The 21466-nt window shown below is 26.4% G+C and carries 20 protein-coding genes; 3 read left to right on the plus strand and 17 right to left on the minus strand.

Annotation, left to right across the window (positions count from 1 at the left end; translation table 11 throughout):
• The first annotated feature begins 106 nt into the window (after window positions 1-106).
• Window positions 107-436, plus strand: coding sequence for a HesB-like protein (locus tag ACQRD5_RS04895; RefSeq protein ID WP_291627282.1), 330 nt, complete (start codon window positions 107-109; stop codon window positions 434-436).
• A gap of 80 nt (window positions 437-516) precedes the next feature.
• Here ACQRD5_RS04895 and ACQRD5_RS04900 read toward each other — a convergent pair whose 3' ends face one another.
• The 7 genes from ACQRD5_RS04900 to ACQRD5_RS04930 all read right to left on the minus strand — a co-directional run bounded on the left by ACQRD5_RS04900 (window position 517) and on the right by ACQRD5_RS04930 (window position 7314).
• Window positions 517-1386: a methionyl aminopeptidase gene (locus ACQRD5_RS04900; RefSeq protein WP_294187980.1), complete on the minus strand. Its 870-nt coding sequence runs from the start codon at window positions 1384-1386 to the stop codon at window positions 517-519.
• A gap of 134 nt (window positions 1387-1520) precedes the next feature.
• On the minus strand, window positions 1521-2177 hold the full coding sequence (locus ACQRD5_RS04905) for a hypothetical protein (RefSeq protein WP_291627279.1): 657 nt from the start codon (window positions 2175-2177) through the stop codon (window positions 1521-1523).
• A gap of 203 nt (window positions 2178-2380) precedes the next feature.
• Window positions 2381-3724 carry a vWA domain-containing protein gene (locus ACQRD5_RS04910; RefSeq protein ID WP_291627277.1) on the minus strand — a complete coding sequence of 448 codons (1344 nt, stop codon included), beginning with the start codon at window positions 3722-3724 and terminating at the stop codon, window positions 2381-2383.
• An 11-nt stretch (window positions 3725-3735) separates the two neighbouring features.
• Window positions 3736-4821, minus strand: coding sequence for an AAA family ATPase (locus ACQRD5_RS04915; protein ID WP_291627275.1), 1086 nt, complete (start codon window positions 4819-4821; stop codon window positions 3736-3738).
• A gap of 14 nt (window positions 4822-4835) precedes the next feature.
• Window positions 4836-5609, minus strand: coding sequence for a hypothetical protein (locus ACQRD5_RS04920; RefSeq protein WP_291627272.1), 774 nt, complete (start codon window positions 5607-5609; stop codon window positions 4836-4838).
• Between the two features lie 341 nt (window positions 5610-5950).
• Window positions 5951-6736, minus strand: coding sequence for a rhomboid family intramembrane serine protease (locus tag ACQRD5_RS04925; RefSeq protein ID WP_294363015.1), 786 nt, complete (start codon window positions 6734-6736; stop codon window positions 5951-5953).
• Window positions 6737-6753: 17 nt separating this feature from the next.
• Window positions 6754-7314, minus strand: coding sequence for a TetR/AcrR family transcriptional regulator (locus ACQRD5_RS04930; protein WP_291627268.1), 561 nt, complete (start codon window positions 7312-7314; stop codon window positions 6754-6756).
• Between the two features lie 148 nt (window positions 7315-7462).
• Here ACQRD5_RS04930 and ACQRD5_RS04935 point away from each other — a divergent pair, with 148 nt between their 5' ends.
• Window positions 7463-8248 (plus strand): N-acetylmuramoyl-L-alanine amidase family protein, encoded by a 786-nt coding sequence (locus ACQRD5_RS04935; RefSeq protein ID WP_291627266.1) that lies wholly within the window; start codon window positions 7463-7465, stop codon window positions 8246-8248.
• A 56-nt stretch (window positions 8249-8304) separates the two neighbouring features.
• On the opposite strand, the gene ACQRD5_RS04940 is transcribed toward ACQRD5_RS04935, so the two are convergent.
• From ACQRD5_RS04940 to ACQRD5_RS04965, 6 genes are all read right to left on the minus strand, one after another.
• Window positions 8305-9867 (minus strand): ClC family H(+)/Cl(-) exchange transporter, encoded by a 1563-nt coding sequence (locus tag ACQRD5_RS04940; protein ID WP_294363011.1) that lies wholly within the window; start codon window positions 9865-9867, stop codon window positions 8305-8307.
• Between the two features lie 11 nt (window positions 9868-9878).
• Window positions 9879-10634, minus strand: coding sequence for a 5'/3'-nucleotidase SurE (gene surE, locus ACQRD5_RS04945; protein WP_291627261.1), 756 nt, complete (start codon window positions 10632-10634; stop codon window positions 9879-9881).
• A 92-nt stretch (window positions 10635-10726) separates the two neighbouring features.
• Complete coding sequence (locus tag ACQRD5_RS04950) at window positions 10727-11722, minus strand: LLM class flavin-dependent oxidoreductase (RefSeq protein WP_294363008.1); 996 nt, start codon at window positions 11720-11722, stop codon at window positions 10727-10729.
• A gap of 355 nt (window positions 11723-12077) precedes the next feature.
• The gene (locus ACQRD5_RS04955) at window positions 12078-12578 is read right to left on the minus strand and encodes a hypothetical protein (RefSeq protein ID WP_294363005.1); all 501 of its coding nucleotides are present in this window, start codon (window positions 12576-12578) and stop codon (window positions 12078-12080) included.
• A gap of 150 nt (window positions 12579-12728) precedes the next feature.
• On the minus strand, window positions 12729-14723 hold the full coding sequence (locus ACQRD5_RS04960) for an ABC transporter permease (protein WP_294363003.1): 1995 nt from the start codon (window positions 14721-14723) through the stop codon (window positions 12729-12731).
• Window positions 14713-15483, minus strand: a complete 771-nt coding sequence (locus ACQRD5_RS04965) for an ABC transporter ATP-binding protein (protein ID WP_291627253.1) — start codon at window positions 15481-15483, stop codon at window positions 14713-14715. Before ACQRD5_RS04965 ends, ACQRD5_RS04960 begins: the two co-directional genes overlap by 11 nt.
• Window positions 15484-15717: 234 nt before the next feature.
• Here ACQRD5_RS04965 and ACQRD5_RS04970 point away from each other — a divergent pair, with 234 nt between their 5' ends.
• Window positions 15718-16458 (plus strand): hypothetical protein, encoded by a 741-nt coding sequence (locus tag ACQRD5_RS04970; RefSeq protein WP_427746541.1) that lies wholly within the window; start codon window positions 15718-15720, stop codon window positions 16456-16458.
• 47 nt (window positions 16459-16505) lie between these two features.
• Here ACQRD5_RS04970 and ACQRD5_RS04975 read toward each other — a convergent pair whose 3' ends face one another.
• From ACQRD5_RS04975 to ACQRD5_RS04990, 4 genes are all read right to left on the minus strand, one after another.
• Window positions 16506-17804 carry a VanW family protein gene (locus ACQRD5_RS04975; RefSeq protein WP_427746542.1) on the minus strand — a complete coding sequence of 433 codons (1299 nt, stop codon included), beginning with the start codon at window positions 17802-17804 and terminating at the stop codon, window positions 16506-16508.
• Between the two features lie 75 nt (window positions 17805-17879).
• On the minus strand, window positions 17880-19106 hold the full coding sequence (locus ACQRD5_RS04980; protein ID WP_294188202.1) for a hypothetical protein: 1227 nt from the start codon (window positions 19104-19106) through the stop codon (window positions 17880-17882).
• Window positions 19107-19165: 59 nt separating this feature from the next.
• Window positions 19166-20479: a HAMP domain-containing sensor histidine kinase gene (locus ACQRD5_RS04985; RefSeq protein WP_320902010.1), complete on the minus strand. Its 1314-nt coding sequence runs from the start codon at window positions 20477-20479 to the stop codon at window positions 19166-19168.
• Between the two features lie 106 nt (window positions 20480-20585).
• Complete coding sequence (locus ACQRD5_RS04990; protein WP_320902008.1) at window positions 20586-21281, minus strand: response regulator transcription factor; 696 nt, start codon at window positions 21279-21281, stop codon at window positions 20586-20588.
• Window positions 21282-21466: the final 185 nt, after the last annotated feature.

Consider the following 21466-nt stretch of genomic DNA (forward strand, 5'->3'; position numbering starts at 1 on the left):
TATTTATAAATTTTTACTATGTTTTGAATAAAAAAACTCTTGCTATTTAAACTTACTATGATATACTAGTGATATAAATTATCATTTAGAAATAGAAGGTGAAAATATGGATAAAATTTTAATAAGTGAAGAAGCATACAAAGAATTTAAAGAATTCTTAGACGAAAATGAAGTGGATAATTATAGCATTAGAATTAATTTAGCTGGATTTGGTTGCAGTGGTCCTGCTTTTAATATATCTGTTGATGAAGCTAAAGAGGGCGATGTTACTCAAAAAGTTAACGATATAGTTTTCGTTGTTGAAGAAAAATTAGTAGATGAATTCGGTGGCTTTAGATTACTTTCAACTGATGAAAATGAAGGAAGAGGATTATCTCTTAAACCTGTAATTGAAGTTGAAGGTGGATGTGGATCTTGTGGCGGTGGATGTCACTAATCCCAAAATATTTTATAACATAAAAAAAACTCAAGTTTTATCTTGAGTTTTTTTCATTTTAAACTATAAAAAAGAACTATTTACCACGCAATAATTTCTGCTCCATCTTCTGTAACTAAAACTGTATATTCCCATTGTGCTGAATATCCACCATCTTCTGTAAATACTGTCCAATCATCATCTTCATCTACAAAAACTTCATAATCTCCTTGATTAAGCATTGGCTCAATAGTAAATACCATGCCTGGAACTAAAACCATTCCTTCTCCTCTTTCACCAACATGGGCAACAAAAGGATCTTCATGGAACTTCACTCCAACTCCATGACCACCAAAAGCCCTAACTACTGAAAATCCATTTGCTTCTGCATGCTCTTGAATAACTGCTCCTATATCACCTAAAAAACCCCATGGCTTTACTGCTTCAAATCCTTTATCTAAACATTCTTTAGCAACTCTAACTAATTTCTCATCTTCTTCAGAGACATTTCCTATCATAAACATTCTTGAAGCATCTGAATAATATCCATTATATATAGTTGATACATCTACGTTAACTATATCACCATCCATTAATACTGTATCTTCACTTGGTATACCATGACATACTACATCATTAATTGACACGCATACACTCTTCGGGAAGCCTCCATAATTTAATGGAGCAGGTATTGCTCCCTTGTTAACAGTAAAATCATAAACTAATTTATCAATTTCTTCTGTATTCATACCTAATTTTATTTTTTCTTGAACTAAATCTAATACAGCATTATTAATTTTAGCACTTTCTTTTATTCCTTCAATTTGTTCTTGATTTTTTATCATATCCCTAGTTGGAACTTCATATCCCTTATTCTTTAAAGCCTCTAGCTTTTCATCAAATTCTAAATGGCACTTTTTATATTTTTTGCCACTATTACACCAACATTGATCATTTCTATTTAAATTCATAACTTACCTCCTTAATACTATATGCTTATTAAGATTTTATCAAATAGTATTATTTTCATCTTTATATTTAATATATCACAAATAAACTAAAAAAGGAGATGAATAACCATAAAAACAGTTTCCATCTCCCAATATTATTCTTTAAATGTGAATTCGTAATTTGAATATGAGTCAATAATAGAATTCATACCCTTTAATACATCTATCCAATAAGAATTTTTAATATAAATAATTTCTCTTTTATCAATATCAGTATTCTTCAACTTATTTTCATTAAATTCTTTAAAAAAGTTATTAATTTCATTAGTCATATTATTCATTGCAGTAAAGTTATCTAAAACTTCACCTTCTAATATAACCTTTTCTTTATTAGTTTTCATTTCATAATTTAATTGTTCAAATAACAAACTTTCCACTCTTGAATACACTTCTGTAGGTACTTCATTTGAAATTTTTGATTTTCTATTTATTGATATTATATCTTCTTTCCCATACTCTTTATAATTTACCCATAAGTTTGTAAACTCCTTTGATATAGAACTATAATTCTTATACAAAGATAATAATTCTTCGTTGCTAACACTTTTAGCCTTTATACATTGATCTAAAGTAGCTAATGAACTTTCATTTCTATTTCTAATTTCTTCAATACTTTTATAAGTTTCTTTACCTATCAATATCTTATACCTAGAGTTCATTATTGAAGTGTAAACGTTTATTAGTAAACTAACAAATAAAACAAAAATCATTATTAATACGCTAGTATTCCTGCTTATTTTAAAAGATTTCATAAGACACCCCCACATGGATTGTATTATATCATAAATTCTTTTCTTTTTCCAGTATACATATTATAGTTAATAAAAGCCCTAAATTATAAATATACTTTAACTAATTAAAGTGTATCTATTTAATTCTACATCCAACATGAGCTTTTCTCAAGTTATTTAAAATCAATAAATACACTTTTAATTTTATAGTCATTAAAATATTATTAGAAGTACCTTCCATGCTCCTGTTGATACTCTTTTATCATATCCAAACCAGTAGTTCCACCTTCACCTTTTTCAACTTTTACATCAATTCTCTTTATTTCTCCGTAAGGTTCTTCTAATGAGAATTCCTCTTCTCCAGTTATTACCCAAATAGTGTTATTTTTAAAAGGCTTAACTTCTAATTCTTTTTCTCCAACTCCATCTGTAAAATAAATTAATACAGAATTTCTTAATTTATTCTCTCTTATATATCTAAATACTGGTGAAAACTTTGTAGACCCATTTTTAGCTGATCTCTTTTTAATATCATTTTTTGATTTTATCTCGTATATACGTCTTATTTCATTATCACATTCTATTACTGTTATTTTCTTCGTTCTAGTTCTAGTAATTTCTAAGACTTCAATTAATATCTTATTAAACTCTTCTTCGCTCATAGAAGCACTTATATCTAATGCAACTATAACTTCAGGAACATTATTAGGAAGGCTTCCTCTTAAATCTAACCTTTCTGGTTGCCTTCTATTTCTTCTCATTATAGTTTTCTTTTCTCCAGCTCTTAAAGAAGGTATTACCTTTTTAAGTGCATCTTGCCATGATATTTCTGCTTTTTCCGTATAAGAGTTGATAATACCTACTATATCCTTTGGAGCTTTTCCATTATATGAGCCAATTGCAGTTTTCTTTGTTAAGTCCCTTATTGAATCTTGATTAAGTGTACTTTCTTCCCATACATCATGAGCTTTAGAAATATCAATCATCTCACCTATATCATTGCTTTTTTCATCCTTTATAGTATCAGACAGCTTAGTTTTAATTGCTTTTTCAATTTCTTCAGCATATATTTCAATAGGCTTATCTTCAGTTAAATTTGATCCATATTCTTTATTTACCCTATCAATCTTATAACTATAGGTAGGTAAATTTTTAATAAATTGATTAATAGATATATCTATAGCTAAATTAACCGCAAGGTTTGTATATTTTTGTTTAAGAACTCTTTCTCTCTCATGATGTCCATACATAATGTGATAAATCTCATGTTTAAATAATGCTTGCATTTCTCTTTTATCACAAGATAAAAACAATAATGGATTAAAATACATTTTAAATCCTTGAATTTTAGGTATTGTAGCTAAAGGCCAAGTAATATTAAATCTAATACTTCTTTCTATTCTAACTAAAAATTGTCCAAAGAATCCATCTTCACCTTCAAGCATATCAATGATTACATTCTCAACTAGTGAAAAAAATTCTCTTTCAAATCCACTATAGGATTTTCCATTTTCCTTTATATCTAAGGCTTGTTTTAATAAACTATCTCTTCTTTCTTCAAAATTCATAAGACTTCATCCTATTCATAAATGCTAAAGAAGGAATCTAAAAACATATCTTCATATAATAAATCAGTGTATGTTTCTTCTTTTACATCACCTTTTATCTCTTTCATAATACCAAGTCTTAAATCCTTTGGATAGGAAGTCAATAAATCTGCAAATAACTTTCTATTTACCTCACTATTATTTTCATTTAGATATCTTATAGAATTTTTAGCTAGTATATATAATCTTGAATGGCTTTCTCCTCTTATTTCTTCTTTTATTTCTACAGGTAAAATTAGATAAGAAAATAAGTCTTCAGGCTTAATTAATGGATTTTTTATATTCTTAATATAATTGATAAAATCAGTTGCAATACTTACTCCAACATTTCCTTTAACTACATTATAAAAAGTATCTATTGAGTAGCTTTCAGTATTATTTAAATAAACCTTATATGCTTTAGCAACTCTTTCCCAACTCCTTGGTGTAGCTTTAATTGATTCATTTGAATTCGTAACATTTAAATATTCAGGAAAATTTGATAAAAACTCTATAATGTGATCATGTACATTTACTTCACCACTCATAGCCCATTTTAACCATTCCTTTATATCTGAACTTAATTCTATCCAAACAAATCTATCTTCCTGTGCATTATCCATATCAACAACTTGATAGTCACTATCTTCAAATCCATCATATTTATTTGAAGGATTCATTGCTGCTATTATTTTTACATTATCATTTAACTTATACCCATTAATCTCTCTATTTAATATTAAGTTCATAAGTTCTTGTTGAACTGCATGTTCACATCTATTAAGCTCATCTATAAATAACATTACTCCATCATAATTACTATCTGCTATAGCTTTGTCAATTTCTATTAGCTTATAATGAGTTGCATATCTTGTCCTACCGTTATCTACTATAGGAAGCCCTCCTATTTCCCCTTCCTTTAATAGATTAGCATCTATGTTTACTAAATAATAATTTTTATAATTACATATTCTCTTTACTAAAGAAGTTTTTCCTATTCCTGCCTCACCAATAATTAATGGAACACTTCCTGATTCTATTACTAATTCTACGGTATTTATAGCTTCTGAAAATTTCATATTCTCACCTCTTTTTATCTTGAAAGTTTATAATCAACTAAAAACACTTTAGCTTTCTTACTTCCATATGCTTTTATAAAATTGATTTTATTCATTTCTAGTATTTCTAATTCTAAAAAGTCCTTTATATACTTTTCGTCAATGGATTCTTCTTTTACTTTGTCTATAACAACATTAACGACAAAATCTACATCTATTGAATCATACACATATTTAACAATCTTTATATTATCTCCAATTAATATCTTTAATTCATCAAGATTAAAATTAATATAATTAATTGCTTCTTCATTTCCTTTAACGGCTTCTCTTCTAGCTTCTAAAGTAGGACTGTTTATAAATTTTATTGCAGCCCAGTACTTTTTAATTGCAGCTAATTGAACTTCTTCTGATGGTTCTTTTATATATTTAATTGAATCATAATCCTTAGACACTGCTTTTAATTGCATTTCTTCAGTGGGATTTTCTATAAATTGAATAGCCCATCCCTTAGCATTCAATGCTTCTAACTTAACCTTATTTGTAGGATTTTTAATATACTTTAATGAATTCCAAAGTAGCCTAACTGCTAAAATAGAATTTTCTTCACCTAAATCTTCAATGTATTCCACAGCTAATGGATTATTTTTTATTGCTACTTCCTTCACATAATTACTAGGATTATTAATGTACTTTATAGCTAATCCATTTCTCTTAACTGCTTCTAATACTAATTCTTCACTTGGATTATTCATATATCTTATATGAAGTGGATTATCATATATCTTTTTTAATTCGTTATTTTCCATGTTTCTTCCCTTCTTAGTTATAAATTTACTTTATATTTTTCAATTAATAGTCAATTTTTATTCCATTTCATTATACATCATACAAGCAACAATTACTATCATTACTATTTAATAATTATTATCTATTGCTATTCATAAAAACAATTACATCTCTTTAAAAATCAAAAAAGGTAAAGGTATCTTTAAATCCCTCTACCTTAGGGCACTATGTCCCATGTAAAATGTAAAATTAGAGAAAAAACTCCTTACGGAGTTTCTAAAATATATTTATTTTATTGCATATATCAATAATCTATTTTTAACATTTATCAAAGTTAAATTAATAAATAATTATTTTACAATTATTTATGCTCATGATTTCTAATATGATTTTCACAATAACACTTTTTACCTGAGCATTTAGAACAATATCTAAAATCCATTTTAGGATCTTCTTTTTCTGTAATTCCACAAACTACACATTTATGAATAACTTCTTTTTCTTTTATCTGTGCTCTAAATTTTTGTTGCCTTCTATAATTAACAGCACTAGTAGTAGTTCCTGTTAATATTTCTTTTCCAAAGAATAAGAAAAAGTTAATTAATGGAACTAGAGTTAGTATCTTTCCTCCTACTGACCCTGCTAACAAAAAGTTATATACTATAATAACCCAGTTTAATATAGCTATATATTTAACCTTAATTGGTATTATAAAAAATAACAATACTTGAAAGTTTGGATATACTTTAGCAAAAGCTAAAAACAAGGAAAGATTAATCAATGTTCCAGTAGCACTAGCTCCAGTTATCATTGAAACAATAATAGTTGCAAGCATACCAATAAAGTAATAAAAGTTAAATTTAAACTCTCCCCACTCATGTTCTAATCCAGTTCCTGCTAAATAATAAAAATACATTGAAAATATAAAAGAAATTATAGAGTAACTTGATGGAACAAATATAAATGTTACAAGCCTCCAAACTTCTCCATTAAACACCGCATTTCTATTTAAAATTAATATATTAGCTATATCTTTTCCCATATAACTAAGTGCAAAAACTAAAATTTGGCCACAAATAATAATTAGCATTAAATTTCTTATATAAAAATTCCCTATCTTTCTTTCTATCTTATTTAACCAATCCATACAAATAGTTATCTCCTTTATAATTTATTTCTAACTATAAATAATAAATCTTCTATAGTAAAATCAGTATTTTTCATAGATAAAGTCACCATATTATTTATTAAAAAAGAAGTTAATTTTCTTGTTTCAATATTCATTGTTATGTCTTTATTTTCTTTGTGTAATTCAATTATTTCATTAACAATTAAATACAATTCATCTAATACATTATACCTAGGACATGAATGTGACTCTTTATCTTTCTTAGTTTTTTCTTCCTTTGAAAGTTCAAAAAAAACTTCCTTATAATATGTTAAAAACTTCTCTAATCCTAGATATATTAATTTTATTTTTTCTTCAAATGATATATTTTTTTCATTAACAGTTTTTAAATCTTTAATTATTTGCATCCAAGTATCATTAAAGATTTCTCTAACTAACGACATCTTATTTTCAAAATAATTATATACTGTCCCTAGTCCAATATCACATCTATTAGCAAGTTCTCTCATGCTAAAATTTTTATAACCTTTATCTTCTAGTAATTTATATCCTTCTTTTAGCATTGTTTCCCTTGGATTTTGTAAAATTTTAGGCATGGTTCTTCCCCCTTTATTATAGTTTATATCAATATTTATATATTATCAACTAATGATATATTACTTATTTTTTCCAATTATTTACAATTATTTGTATTGTTAGTATAATTATATTATGTAAAATATTATGAAGTAAGAGGAAAAATATATGGAAAAACCCCAATTTAATCTTGCATACAAAAGAAAACTTCTCTATAAACGTAAAAGAAGAAGACAATTGGTATTTAGATTTAGCTTTTTATTAATTGCTATTATATTATTTTCCATTTTTCTATTATTTAATAAAAAGTCTACAATTAACAAAAATATTACATCATCAAATAATAATAAAAGCACTGAAATAACAGTTTGTATAGACCCTGGACATGGAGATTGGGATACTGGTGCAAAAGGTTTATCTGGCTCTTTAGAAAAAGATATAGTTTTAAATATTTCACTAAAACTAGGAAAATTGTTAGAAGAAAATGGAGTGAAAGTAGTTTATACAAGAACAAATGATTCACTAACTTGGCTTAATACTGCTAATGATAGCTTAAAGGAAAGAATTAAAATAACTGAAGTTTTAAAAGCTGATTTATTTGTATCTATTCATTGTAATAGTGACTATAAAAATCAAGAATCAAAAGGTGTTGAAACCTGGTATAAATCAGGAAATGAAGATAGTAAAAACTTAGCTTTAACTATACAAAATTCATTGATTAATGCAAATTATACAGCAGATAGAAATGTAAAAACCTATAAAAATAAAGAAGATGCTCTAGCAGTTCTAGAACTAAATTCAAGTATTCCAGTATTATTAGAATTAGGATTCTTAAGCAATGCTTCTGATGAAAGATATTTAAAGTCTGAAAAAGGACAAGAAGCAATTGCAAATGCCATAAAAAATTCTATATTAAGTTATATCTCTGAAAATAAAAATATATTAAAAAAATAAAGCTGTAGCACAATGTAAAATTAATTACTAAATTTATTTTACATTGTGAACTGCAACTATACTAGTGTTAATTTATTAACTTCTTCAATTACATTTGCTCTTTTATCTATGTTTACTAAGGCTACAATATAATCTCCATTTTCTATTTTTACATATCCTCTTGGAATTATTTCTTTCTCACCTCTTTTTATAGATACTAATAAACAATCCTTTGGCCAATTCACCTCACTAATTTGTTTACCTTCAACTATACTTCCCATTTCTACAACGAATTCTAGTATAGTTTTCTTATTTTCATTTTCTTCCTTATGAACTCCTACTTTTTTAAGCAGTCTTTCCAAAAGCACTTCATAAATTGCTTCATTCTTTAAAAACTCTGAAGTTACATATGCAACTACAACAACAACAGATAATGATAAGAAATGACTAAAGGAGCCTGTCATCTCCATAATTAAAACTATTCCTGTTATAGGTGCTTTAACTACAGCTGCAAAGTATCCAGCCATACCTAAAGCTATAAAATTAATTATAAAAATACTGCTAACGCCAAAAACTTCATTAGAAAAAACACCAACAATATTTCCAAGAATAGCTCCAAGTAATAACATAGGTAAAAATATGCCACCTGGCGTTCCTGAGCCAAAGCATATTAATAGTAATAAGAACTTAAATATATATAATAGTATTAAAAATACTATAGAGTTATCACTTGTAGTTAATTTTAAAATAACTTCATGTCCCCCGCCTAATAACACTGGCACCAATAATCCAATAAATGCTGTAACTATAAATGGAATCATTACTTTAAATTCTTGAGGAATATTTTTTAATCTTGAATAAATATCTTGAAATAAATATATTCCTTTTGAAAAAACAACACCCATAATACCAGTTAAAATTCCTAAAATTATTAATATCCAATAATATTTTAAGGGTATTGCATTTATTTGATTAAAATTTAAAGATGGCTCCATTCCCAAGAAATTCTTTGATATAAAATCAGCACTTATAGCTGCTGCCATTGCAGGAAGTAAAACTAAAGGTGAAAAATTTCTATGTATTTCTTCTAATGCAAATATAATACCTGATAAGGGTGAATTAAAAGCAGCTGAAAGTCCTGCGGATGCACCGGCTGTAATTAAAAATTCTTTCTTTACAGGAAATTTCTTATAGGTTTTTTCTGCAACTCCTTCACCTACTGAAGCACCTATTTGTACTGAAGGGCCCTCTCTCCCCAATGTAAGTCCTGTAGATAAGGCAATAACCCCTCCAAAGAACTTATATATTAATATTTTAAACCAATTCATTTTAAGTTTATTTACAACTCTTCCTTTAACTTGTGGAATTCCGCTGCCAGAAATCATACTTTCTTTTTTAACCATTAATCCTACTATATATCCTAATAAACATATAATGGATATTACTAATATACTGTTTAGTAGATTTCTATTACCCCACTTATACAAATTGTTAAATATGTAACTAAATTTCGTTATAGCTAATCTATTTAATACTATTACAATACCAGTAATTATCCCTATCACTAAGCCTAGTACTATTAGTCTAAATTTCATATACCTTCGTTGCAATAATATTTCTTTTATATTTTCTTCTTCCAATTTTACATCACCTAGTCTTCAAAAATATTTTTTACCTCATCTAATATTTTAAAATTAGTAAAATCAAAATGCAAAGGTGTTAAAGTTACGTAGCCTTGTGTTAAGAAATATAAGTCTGAATCTTCTTCTAATATTTCATTTCTTGTTCCCTTTGTTGTATAAATCATATCTTCATTTTCTTCTACTAAAGCATAATCTGTTTTGTAAGTAGATTTACCAAGCTTGCAAACTTTAATTCCTTTTATATCTTCTTCAGCTATATTAGGAACATTAACATTTAAAACCACGTCTTGCTTTAAATAACTTTTTTCTGCTATATCTACTATCTTACTTATCCACTTTGCTGCCTTAGTATAATCTTCATCATATCTTTCCCAATTAACTTCCATGGAAATAGCAATTGATGGCACATTATATATAGCTCCTTCTATTGCTGCAGAAACAGTTCCTGAATATAGTATATCTGTACCACAATTTAATCCTCTATTTATTCCTGAAATAACTAAGTCTATATCCTTACTAAGTAATGAAAGACCTGCTTGTGTACAATCTGCTGGAGTTCCAACTAAACTATAGGACTTAAAGTCCTTATCTATCTTTTCTTCCTTTATTTTTATTGGATTATGAATTGAAATAGAATGACTAGATGCACTCTTCTGCTCTCTAGGTGCTACAACTATAATTTCATGTTTCTTTGAAATTTCTTTTGCTAAAGCTAATATTCCTCTTGCGTTAATTCCATCATCATTGGTAATTAAAACTTTCATATAAGTCCTCCTAAAATACTTTTGTTACTTACTTATAATAATACCACAAAAAATTAAATAATAAAAAATGAGACTGCCAAAGCAGTCTAAAGTTAAAAAGATTCAGAAATTAACTTGTAAGATTTTATTTTATCCTCTAGGTTTGTATTTAAGTTAATTATCATAAATTCATCTGTATTATATAATTTACTCATATTTATAATTTGTTCTTTCACCTTATCTGGTGTTCCGATTATCATTCTTTTTCTATTTCTTTTAACTATTTGCATTTCCCCTTCAGAATATTTATAAGCTAATGCCTTTTCTAATGAAGGCATGCCATAAGACTTTCCTGTTTCAACTAAAAGTAAAGTTAAGTCCATAATTGCCACTTGATTACTAATTTCCTCTTCTGTTTCACAACAAATAACAAAGCTACAAATTATAGTATTAGGAGATAAAGATACCACTGACTTTTTAAAATTATCTCTATACCAATTTACTGAGCTTACTCCCATACCTCCAGTAATAAATTGAGCATATGCATAAGATACGCCAATGTTAGCTGCAAGTCCTGCACTTCCCCCACTAGAACCAAGTATATGAATTTCAGGATAAGTATTAACTATTGGAGTTGCTTTAAGTCCACTAAATTCATGATTTTCTGGAACTATATCATAAATATATCTTACTAAATCTAACACTTTCTCCTCATAATTATCATTAAAAATACTTCTACCTTGCATTAGAGCTTTGCTTGCTAAAGGCATACCACCCGGAGCTCTACCTATTCCTAAATCTATTCTATTGGGATATAAGGCTTCTAATACTTTAAAATTCTCAGCCACCTTATAAGGACTATAATTAGGTAACATTACTCCCCCTGAACCAACTCTTATTTTATTTGTTTTTGCTGCAATGCTAGAAATAAGTATTTCTGGACTTGAGCCAGCTAAGCTTCTTGTATCATGATGTTCAGATACCCAAAATCTATAATATCCTAACTTTTCTAGCTCTTGAGCTAGAACAATTGTATTTCTTAATGCTTCACTAGAGTTTGATCCTTCTCCTATTGGAGATTGATCTAAGGCACTTAATTTAATATTCAAATAATTACCTCCTTTAAATTTCATTTTATATTCTTATTATAGACTATAACCTTTTGAGAAATATTTTCAAGTACTAAATATCTTTACTGTAAATAAAAAAGGATATAGATATTATATTCTTTGCGACCTCTCAGGTTCCAAGTCGCCAGAATATAATATCTATATCCTCATATACGGAAGGAAAGGAATTTATAAATGAAATACCTTCTCATATTCATTCGAAGGTATAAGTTAATCAAAGATTTAGGGTATCACTTAAAAATTATTCACAGGGTAATATTTTTATAAATTCCTAGAAAAAAAATATCACCTCATTCATTTTTGAATGTAGTGATATTTATATTACAAGAATTGATTATACTCCATAAAATCTCTTTTTTATATTATACATAAACTTGAATATAATGCTATTTGGAAATTTCTTTTCTAGCTTTTTTATAATATTTAAAATAATATTTGTTGGAAATAACTTTTTTTCAAATAATATAGTAAATGATAAAAAAGCTTGCACTATACCTATAATAAAAAATATAACATGTAGATAAACAATGCTTCTAAGCATTATACATTGAACAACAATCCATATTACTAAGGCCCAGCTAAAAACACTACTTATATATCCTTGATATTTTGATTTAAAAAGAAATGTCATTGAACTAAATAAATTCCCAAGCCCTATTACTGTAAATAATATAATTCCAGGTATAAGAAAATTGCTAAAGGGTGAATGATTTAAAGCATAAGTAGACATTCCTCCTGGTGTATAGGGATTTAAAATAGCCATACTCCCCCCAGCTATAGCACCTATTCCTACAAATAAATGTAATATAAATAACATTCTATATACTTTTTTCATACTATTTGCCTCTTAAAGTTTTATTATATTTAATAAAATATTAACTTTATTCAAACTAATTATAGCATATTTTACAATCTATTCCTATTAATCTGAAAATTATATTTTCTCAAAAAATTAGGAGTTGTACTAAAACAACTCCACTAAAACCTAAACTGCATTATTTATATTTTTCTTTGCTCCTAAGTAAGTAGCAACAAAATATCCTCCATAAATTATAACTAGTACTGCTAATGCAATTAAAATGTTTTTCATAATATTAATGCTACCAAAAAGTGTTACTATCCTTTTAGAATACTCTAACCCTGCTATTGAATGAATAAGTGCTAGAGATAATGGCATCAAGAAATATATTGCTATTTGAGTTAATAAAGATTTATTAATAATGCCTTCATCTACACCTATCTTCTTTAGTAAATTATATCTTGAAATGTTATCAGTGGATTCAGATAATTGTTGTAAAGCTAATACTGCAGCAGAAACAATTAAGAAAACTCCTCCAATATATATTCCTAAATAAGATATAATAGCTCCAATACTAGATGAATCTGCAATTATTTCTTCCCTTGTAGCATAATAAATTAAATTATCATTTTCCTTCTTAGCTTCTTCACGAATATCATTTATTTTTTCATTAATATTACTTTCATTACCTTCATTATAATTAATATTCAAATATGATGTCCATGGAGTAAGTCCACTTACTATATTATCTTTTACTATTATAGTGCAAAGATTATTTTTCATCATTTGATTATATGCTACTACCTCTATAACTTCTTTAGTAGCTGGTGTTAAAGTATTTCCATTAATTTCAATTTTCTTATTACTTTCTAATACATTATTTAATGAATCCATTAAATGATCTATATCTGAAAATAAAGCATATTCTCCATCCTTTAATTCTATAGGATCCTTATTTAACATTTTCATTACTTCATTAAATTTTGTTAATGAAATAATTTGAACTTCAGAGTTTGACGCAATTGGATATAAATCTTTTCCCTTTTTCATATCCTCTGATGATAGTAAATCACTATACTTAAGGTCTCCTTTATAATTTATATAACTAACATAATCCTTTGAATAATCTCTTATATCAAGATTTCTTTCCTTCAAATACTCATATATATCTATCCCTTCAAAATTCCAGATAGTTTCATCAAACTGAGTTAAATCCTCTACCTCTGCATTTAATGCACTATTTATTCCAAGTCCCCCTGCAAGCATACATATTCCTATAAATAAAGATAAACATATAAATGATATTGAAAGAAATACAGAATTTATTTTGCTATTTATTTGTCTTAGTACAAACATATTTAAATCTTTTAAATATAATTTTTTATTTGACTGAACAAGTTTCAATAAAAATCCTGATAATGAAAAGAAAAATAAAAATGTACCAACGGCACCAAGTAATATACTAGTTCCACTTACACTAATCCCTAAAGTAGCAGTTCCATTATCAAGTATAAGATAATAAGCATATCCTATCATTATTAAACTAACTATAAATATAAATACTGAAATCCAAATATTTCTTACCTTAATATTCTCATTTTTCTTCGAGGAATTTATTAAATCTATTAATTGAATTTTTCTAATAGACATTGAGTTAAACATAAGAACTAATATATAAATAATTCCAAAAGAAATAAGAGTTTTTATCATAGCACTATAAGAAAAAACAAATTTAAACTTAAGTAAATTAACTTTAAACATCTTTGCTGTTAATACTGATAATCCCTGTGATAAAATAACCCCTATTCCTAATCCAATTGCTAAAGATATTATACCTACTAATAATGTTTCAAAAAATATTATTCTAGATAAGTTACCCTTATCCATGCCTAAAGTCATATATATTCCAAATTCTTTTTTTCTTCTCTTTATTAAATAATTATTTGCATAAATAATTAAAAACGCTAATACAAAAGCTACAAATATTGAAGCATATCCCATTATTAAATCTACTTGTTCAAAGGCAGACGCTTGAACTTCACTTAACTCCATCATAATACTTTGTGATTCTATTGAATTAAATGTATAAAATATACATACCCCAAATACTAAGGTTAAGAAATAAATTGCATAATCCTTAAAACTTCTTTTTAAATTTCTAAAGGCTAACTTAGAATACATTATTTTGCTCACCTCCAAGAAGTGTAATAACTTCAATTATCTTATCGAAGAATTCCTTTCTTGAATCATTTCCTCTAATTAATTCATTAAATATTTTACCATCTTTAATAAATAAAATTCTTCTTGCATAACTAGCTGAAAATGCATCATGTGTAACCATCATAATAGTTGCATTAAGACTTTCATTTAAATCCTCCATACTTTCAAGTAACATCTTAGCCGACTTAGAATCTAAAGCTCCCGTTGGCTCATCTGCTAAAATAAGTGAAGGTTTTGTTATGATAGCTCTAGCACATGCAACTCTTTGCTTTTGTCCACCTGACATTTCATAAGGATACTTATTTAAAACATCTTCTATATTTAACTTTTTAGCCACATCTTTTACTCTCTTATCTATTTCTTTATGATTAACCTTCATTATAGTTAAGGCAAGAGCTATATTTTCATAGGCTGTTAAAGTATCTAGTAAATTAAAATCTTGAAATATAAATCCTAGTTCTTCTCTTCTAAATTTTGAGATTTTTTTAGAATTTAGTTTTGTAATATCATTTCCAGAAATATAAATATGTCCACTGCTTACTTTATCTATTGTGGATATACAATTTAAAAGTGTAGTTTTACCACTACCTGATGCTCCCATTACACCAACGAATTCTCCCTCTTCTACAGTAAAACTTATATTATTAATGGCCTTAGTAATATTCCCTTTCCTTCCATAATACTTTTCTATATTATCTACTCTTAATATTTCCTTTTCCATAGTTAATCCCTCCTATTTATTACTATAGGAATATTGTATTTCATTTATACTCTCTCATCCATTGAAGTATATAACATTAACCTTACAGTTTTGTAATATTTATTTTTATAAATATATTCTCATATATATACATATTAAATGTATTATCTTATAGTTTATGATAATATATGAATATATGGCAATATAAGAAAATATCTTATCTTCGCCATAAATTTATAATAAGTGAGTGATTTTATGAACATTGAAAATATATTATTAAAAACATTAATAGATTTATCCTGGTTTATTGGAATTATAGTTATTTCGGGATTAATTTTAGGATTTTTGAGAAATACTTCAATGACTAATTATCAAAAAAAGTTTGGTAGACAAGCTATTTATATTACAGGACTTGTAGGAGTTCCAATTCATGAACTTAGCCACCTTATAGTAGCTTTATTATTTGGACATAAAATTAAAGAAGTGAAATTTTTTCAAGTTAATGATGAAAATAGAACTTTAGGATATGTAAATCATTCCTATAACCCTAGGAATATTTATCATCAAGTAGGAAATTTCTTTATAGGGGTAGCCCCTATTATATGTGGAAGCATACTTATTATCTTATTACTTAAACTATTTGTGCCAGTTTCCTTAGAAAATACTAATGAGTTATTAAGTGCTGATGGTATATTCGAATTTTTTAAGAGTATCTTTTCATTTAATAATTTCAGAAGGCCAGAATTTTATTTGTTTTTATTCTTAATATTTAATATTTGTTCCCATATTTCTTTAAGTCCAGCAGATATTAAAGGAGCATCTATAGGAGTTATATTTATTTTTGCAATATTATTAATCTTGAATATCATTAATTTAGATTTATTTTCTAATATAAATATACTTGAATATAATTTACTTTTAACTAAAGTATTAATAGTTTCAGTATTATTTTCCTCCATAAATCTATTTATTAGCTTTATACTAAGTAAAATATAATTAAAAAAACGTATATACTTTTTAGTAATACGTTTTTTTATAATAAATTAATTAAATGGTTTATAAACGCTACTATCTAAATATTGCTCTGATACACATTCTCCTGCAGAGTTATATCCATATAAGTAAGCATCCGCAGATAATGGACCTGTTTGATAAGCTTTTGCTTCATATGTTATCCCTCCTGTAGCTTGACTATTAGACCAAAATTCAGCAGTAACTGAGTTTCCACTAGAATAAACATTAACTACTATAGGATAATCAAATGGATTTGTAAATATTAAATCTGGCCACTCATCACCTATAGTTGCATCTAATCCTTGTGGAACATACTTAACTACCATTTCATGATATGTTCTAAAATCAGGTAGTATACCTACTCTTAGTTCAGCATTATATATTGTACTAGAAATTTGACATACTCCTCCCCCAAGACCAGGTACAACCTTACCATTAAGGTAAGTATTAGCTTCTACAAATCCATTTGCTTTAGTTGTAGGACCTATAGCATTTACAGTTGAAAATGTATCACCAGGCATAAGTAGCACATTTCCAATCATACTTGCTCCTACTTGAATATTATGTCCACTAGGACCTGCATCAAAATAAGTTGTATAACTAGATATCATTTTATCTACTGATTTCAAAGCTTCTGTAGTTATTGAAGGATTAACCTCACTTAGTTTTACATCTATTGAAGCAATCTCACTACTATTTATATTAACTATAATATCTTTTATATTAGAAGATACTTCTTCTTTATTTAACTCATACCCTACTTGTCCAGGTGTTATATTTACATGTCCACCACTTACACTTATACTAGCATTTTGTGAACTTATATTAACCTGCTCTGCTATTGTATCTAAAAACTCAGATATTTTAGCTTCATTATATTTCATTTCAAATTCATAAGTTCTATTTTGTGGTTCTTTTATTAAAGTAAGTTGTTCTTTAAACTTCTTATCTTTTCCAAAGCTTAAAACTTCATTTTCAAAAGCTTGGTAATCTATTGTTGTATCAAGATCAATATAGCTTTTTTCAAAGCTATTTTCTCCAACTACAACATTTATTTTTTTGCCTGAAATACCACTTACCATTTCTTCTAAAGCTTTATGCAATTCATCTTTTGTCATTCCTGAAACATCTTTATTGAAAACAAAAGTTCCTGGATATACCTTATTCTCATAGCTATCTATAAGTTTTTTATTTTCTAAATGAATATAAGTAAATAGAGATACTGCTAATATTACTAAAGCTATCGCTGTAAAAATTATTATATTTTTAATTTTACTCTTAGGTTTAGATTCTACTTCATTTGTTTTTGGTGCAACATTATTATTCATGTATATATCTCCTTACCCCCTAATGTTAAGGCAATTTTCCCATATCATTTAAATTCTTATAAAGAAGTCATTCTTTTATTCGATTATATTATAAACTTCTAACTTATTTGTTGCATTGTAATTTTCATCAGCCACAATTGATCTTATATAAAATGTTTTTCCATCATTCACCCAACCTTCGAATATTTCACTATGCCTTTCATCTGTATTAGTCACTATATTACTTATATTAGTAATTTCTAACTTATCATTTATATTAGCAATACTTAACGTATTGTTTCGTTTTTCATCCCTTTCTAAAGCAGGTTTCAAACTGCTTATAATAACTTTATCTTTGTTTTCACTTATATGAAATTCAAAGAATGTACCACTCTCTACCTCAACGATATTTGTAAGCTTCTTGTTATCTATATCATAATTCCAAATTCCATTCTTACCTTCTGCAAAGCCTGAAAATAATATTCTACCATTTTCATAAAGCATTTCTCCTCTAGTATCAATTTCAATACCATCATCATCTGACAATATTTTAGTGAACTTATTATTTTCAATATATCCTATAGTATTTTTTGTGTCATGCTCTTTTGTTGGATCGAAATCATCTGAATAATACTCTTCTAAATACTGATAATTAACATAAATCCTATCTTTCTCTATTCCTAATACTTCTCTTAATCCTCCATCTTTATCATTATGTCTTAATTCCTTTGGAATAACATAATATTTTTCATTTGGAATATCTACTAATGCTAATTTAGGATCTTCATCACTTCCAAGAAGTACTACATCTATAGTTCCATTTCTATAGGAATCATGACTATCATAAAGTAGGTTACCTTGTTCTTCAATTAATTTAGTATATCCAGCTAATTCCTCTAATCCCCCATCCTTATTTATAGAATAAATTCTGTTATCTTTTTTTATCTTATTTGAGTAAATTCCATGATAAGAATCATTTGTGTATAATTTCCCATCAATATTTTTATAAGTCCAATTAACTTCATTATCGCTATTCAACTTACCAATACTTACTTCTCTATTAACATCATTTTCATTTACGTATATAAGTTGAATAGTATTTTCCTTTATATAAGGGATTCTATAAATAGCCCCAGTATATGGAAGTTCTATTTCAGCTACCTTTTTAATTTGAAAATCCATATTTTTCTTCTCTTTTGTGTTATTATCTATAACAACTTTTTCTGTTTCCAATACTATGTTTTCATTACTTCCCTTTGAACATCCTACTGGCAACATTGTTGTTACTATAACAATTAATAATACTAAATATTTTCTTTTCATATTAATTCCTCCAATCATTTTATTGCTTATTATAATAATTAGTTGTTGTTGGAATAATATTAAGATGTTTCCAAAGTATTAAAGTTTTCAAATTTCACAATAAATTTAGATTTATTTCCATCTACTTCTACTTCTATTTTTCCATTATGAGATTCCACAATATTTTTACAAATATATAGCCCTAGTCCATGAGAATTTTTTTTATTTTTACTATTTCTATCAACCTTAACAAAAGGCTCAAATATACTTTCCTTCTTCTCAATAGGAATAGCCTTTCCATCTGATAATATTGAAAAAATAATATTTTCATTGAATTTTTTTAGTTCTATCACTATTTTACTATTATTACTTGAATACTTTACTGCATTTTCAACTAAGTTATTTAACAATATATATAAATACTGTTTATTCCCATTTATACTAACATCATTAGCTTCACTAATTATTTCTAATGATTTTTCATTTATTCTTATTAAATTGGTTTGTAATACATTATTTAAAATGTATTTCAAATCAACATTTTCAAATGAATAATCTTCTAAATCGCTTATTTGCTTTGAAATATCTAAAAGTGTACCTACTAATTCGTTCATTCTATTACACTCAAGTACAATTCTTTTTATAGCTATTGCTTTAAATTCTTCATCTTGAAAGTTATCTTCACTTAATATTTGTGCATATCCTGAAATACTAGTAATTGGAGATTTTAATTCATGTGTTATATTTCTAAATATATTTTTTTCTTGTTCATCTTTCTTTTTCAGCTTTTCACTCATTAAGTTAAATGAATCTACCAAAACTCCTACTTCATCATTTGAAGTAATATTAATTTTTGAAGGATAATTACCTTTTCCTACTTCTGAAACTTTATTTTTAAGAAGTATTAAAGGAGTAACTATCTTTGAAGATAAGAAATATATAGAAATTATTATAATTAAGAAAAGCCCAGTAAAAATATAATTAACTAGTCTATTTATATTTTCATTTCTTATATATTCTTTCTCATAATTGTTAGTTAGCATCATAATTCCAATAGGCTGCTTATTCTTGCCATAAATTAAATAACTTACTTTTCCAATTATACTATCTGATCTTCTTTCAATATCTATAATTGCCTTATTCTCTTTAACTGTATTTAAAGTTTCTTCTGAAATACCATATATATTTAAATCTACTTCATTTTCATTTATTCTTCCTTTTGATAATAGGTTACCATTTAAGTCATATAAAGCGCCTTGACAATAAGCTCTCTTTAAAATAAAGTTAATTATATTATTATTTAAATTTTTTAATGTAATTTCATCTTTATAAATATTATTTATGGCTAAATAATCATTTAAACTGCTAAGTGAAACTTGATAATTCTTCTCCATATCATTTGTAATGTACTCTTTAAAATTTCTATAAAAAAATCTATTTAATATTATATTGGATATAATTATGAATACAATGAAAATTACAGATAATACTATTCCATATTTACGCCTTATTGTTAGCATTACTTTCCTTTAACATATAACCAACTCCAAAAATAGTTTCTATATTTACTTTATGTTTTAACTTTTGACGCAATCTTGTTATATGTACATCTATAGTCCTTGTATCTCCAATAAAATCATATCCCCAAACTAAATTTAACAAATCATTTCTTGAGTAAACCCTATTTTTGTTTTTCGATAAAAATAATAAAAGATCAAATTCCTTTGGTTTAAGTTTTATTTCTTCCCCATTACATTCTACAACTCTGCTATGTTCTGAAATAATGATGTTACCACTTGAAATATTAATTTTAATATTATCTTCCTTAACAATTTCTTTTTTTCTTCTTAATGCTACCCTAATCCTTGTTATTACTTCTCTAATGTCAAAAGGTTTGGTAATATAATCATCTGCACCTAATTCAAGTCCAAGAATCTTATCTGTAATATCTCCTCTTGCTGTAAGCATAATTATAGGTATCCTGTAATTTGCAATTTCTTTGCAAATAGAAAATCCATCTATATCACCTAACATAATATCTAATAATATTAAATTAGGACTAAAGTTTTGTATATCTTCTTCTACTCTATGTCCACTTGAATTTATCTTAACTGTATATCCTTCTTTAGTTAATGAAAATTCTAATATTCTGCTAATATCTTCATCATCCTCAATAATCAATATATTTTCTCTCAAAGTACCACCCCTCCATCTACCATTATATATCTTTTGTTATTTTTTTACTACTTTCCCAATTTTCTATTTTCCTAAAATATATCTCTCTATTATAATTTTGGTACAAATAAAAAATACCATATATTCAGTTTTCAATACATTATATTTCACTTATGCTCTTAAACTTCTTTTTTAACATTTCAAAT

Origin of the sequence: Clostridium sp. SGI.024, assembly GCF_050315195.1 — a bacterium.
Taxonomy (GTDB): Bacteria; Bacillota; Clostridia; order Clostridiales; family Clostridiaceae; genus Clostridium.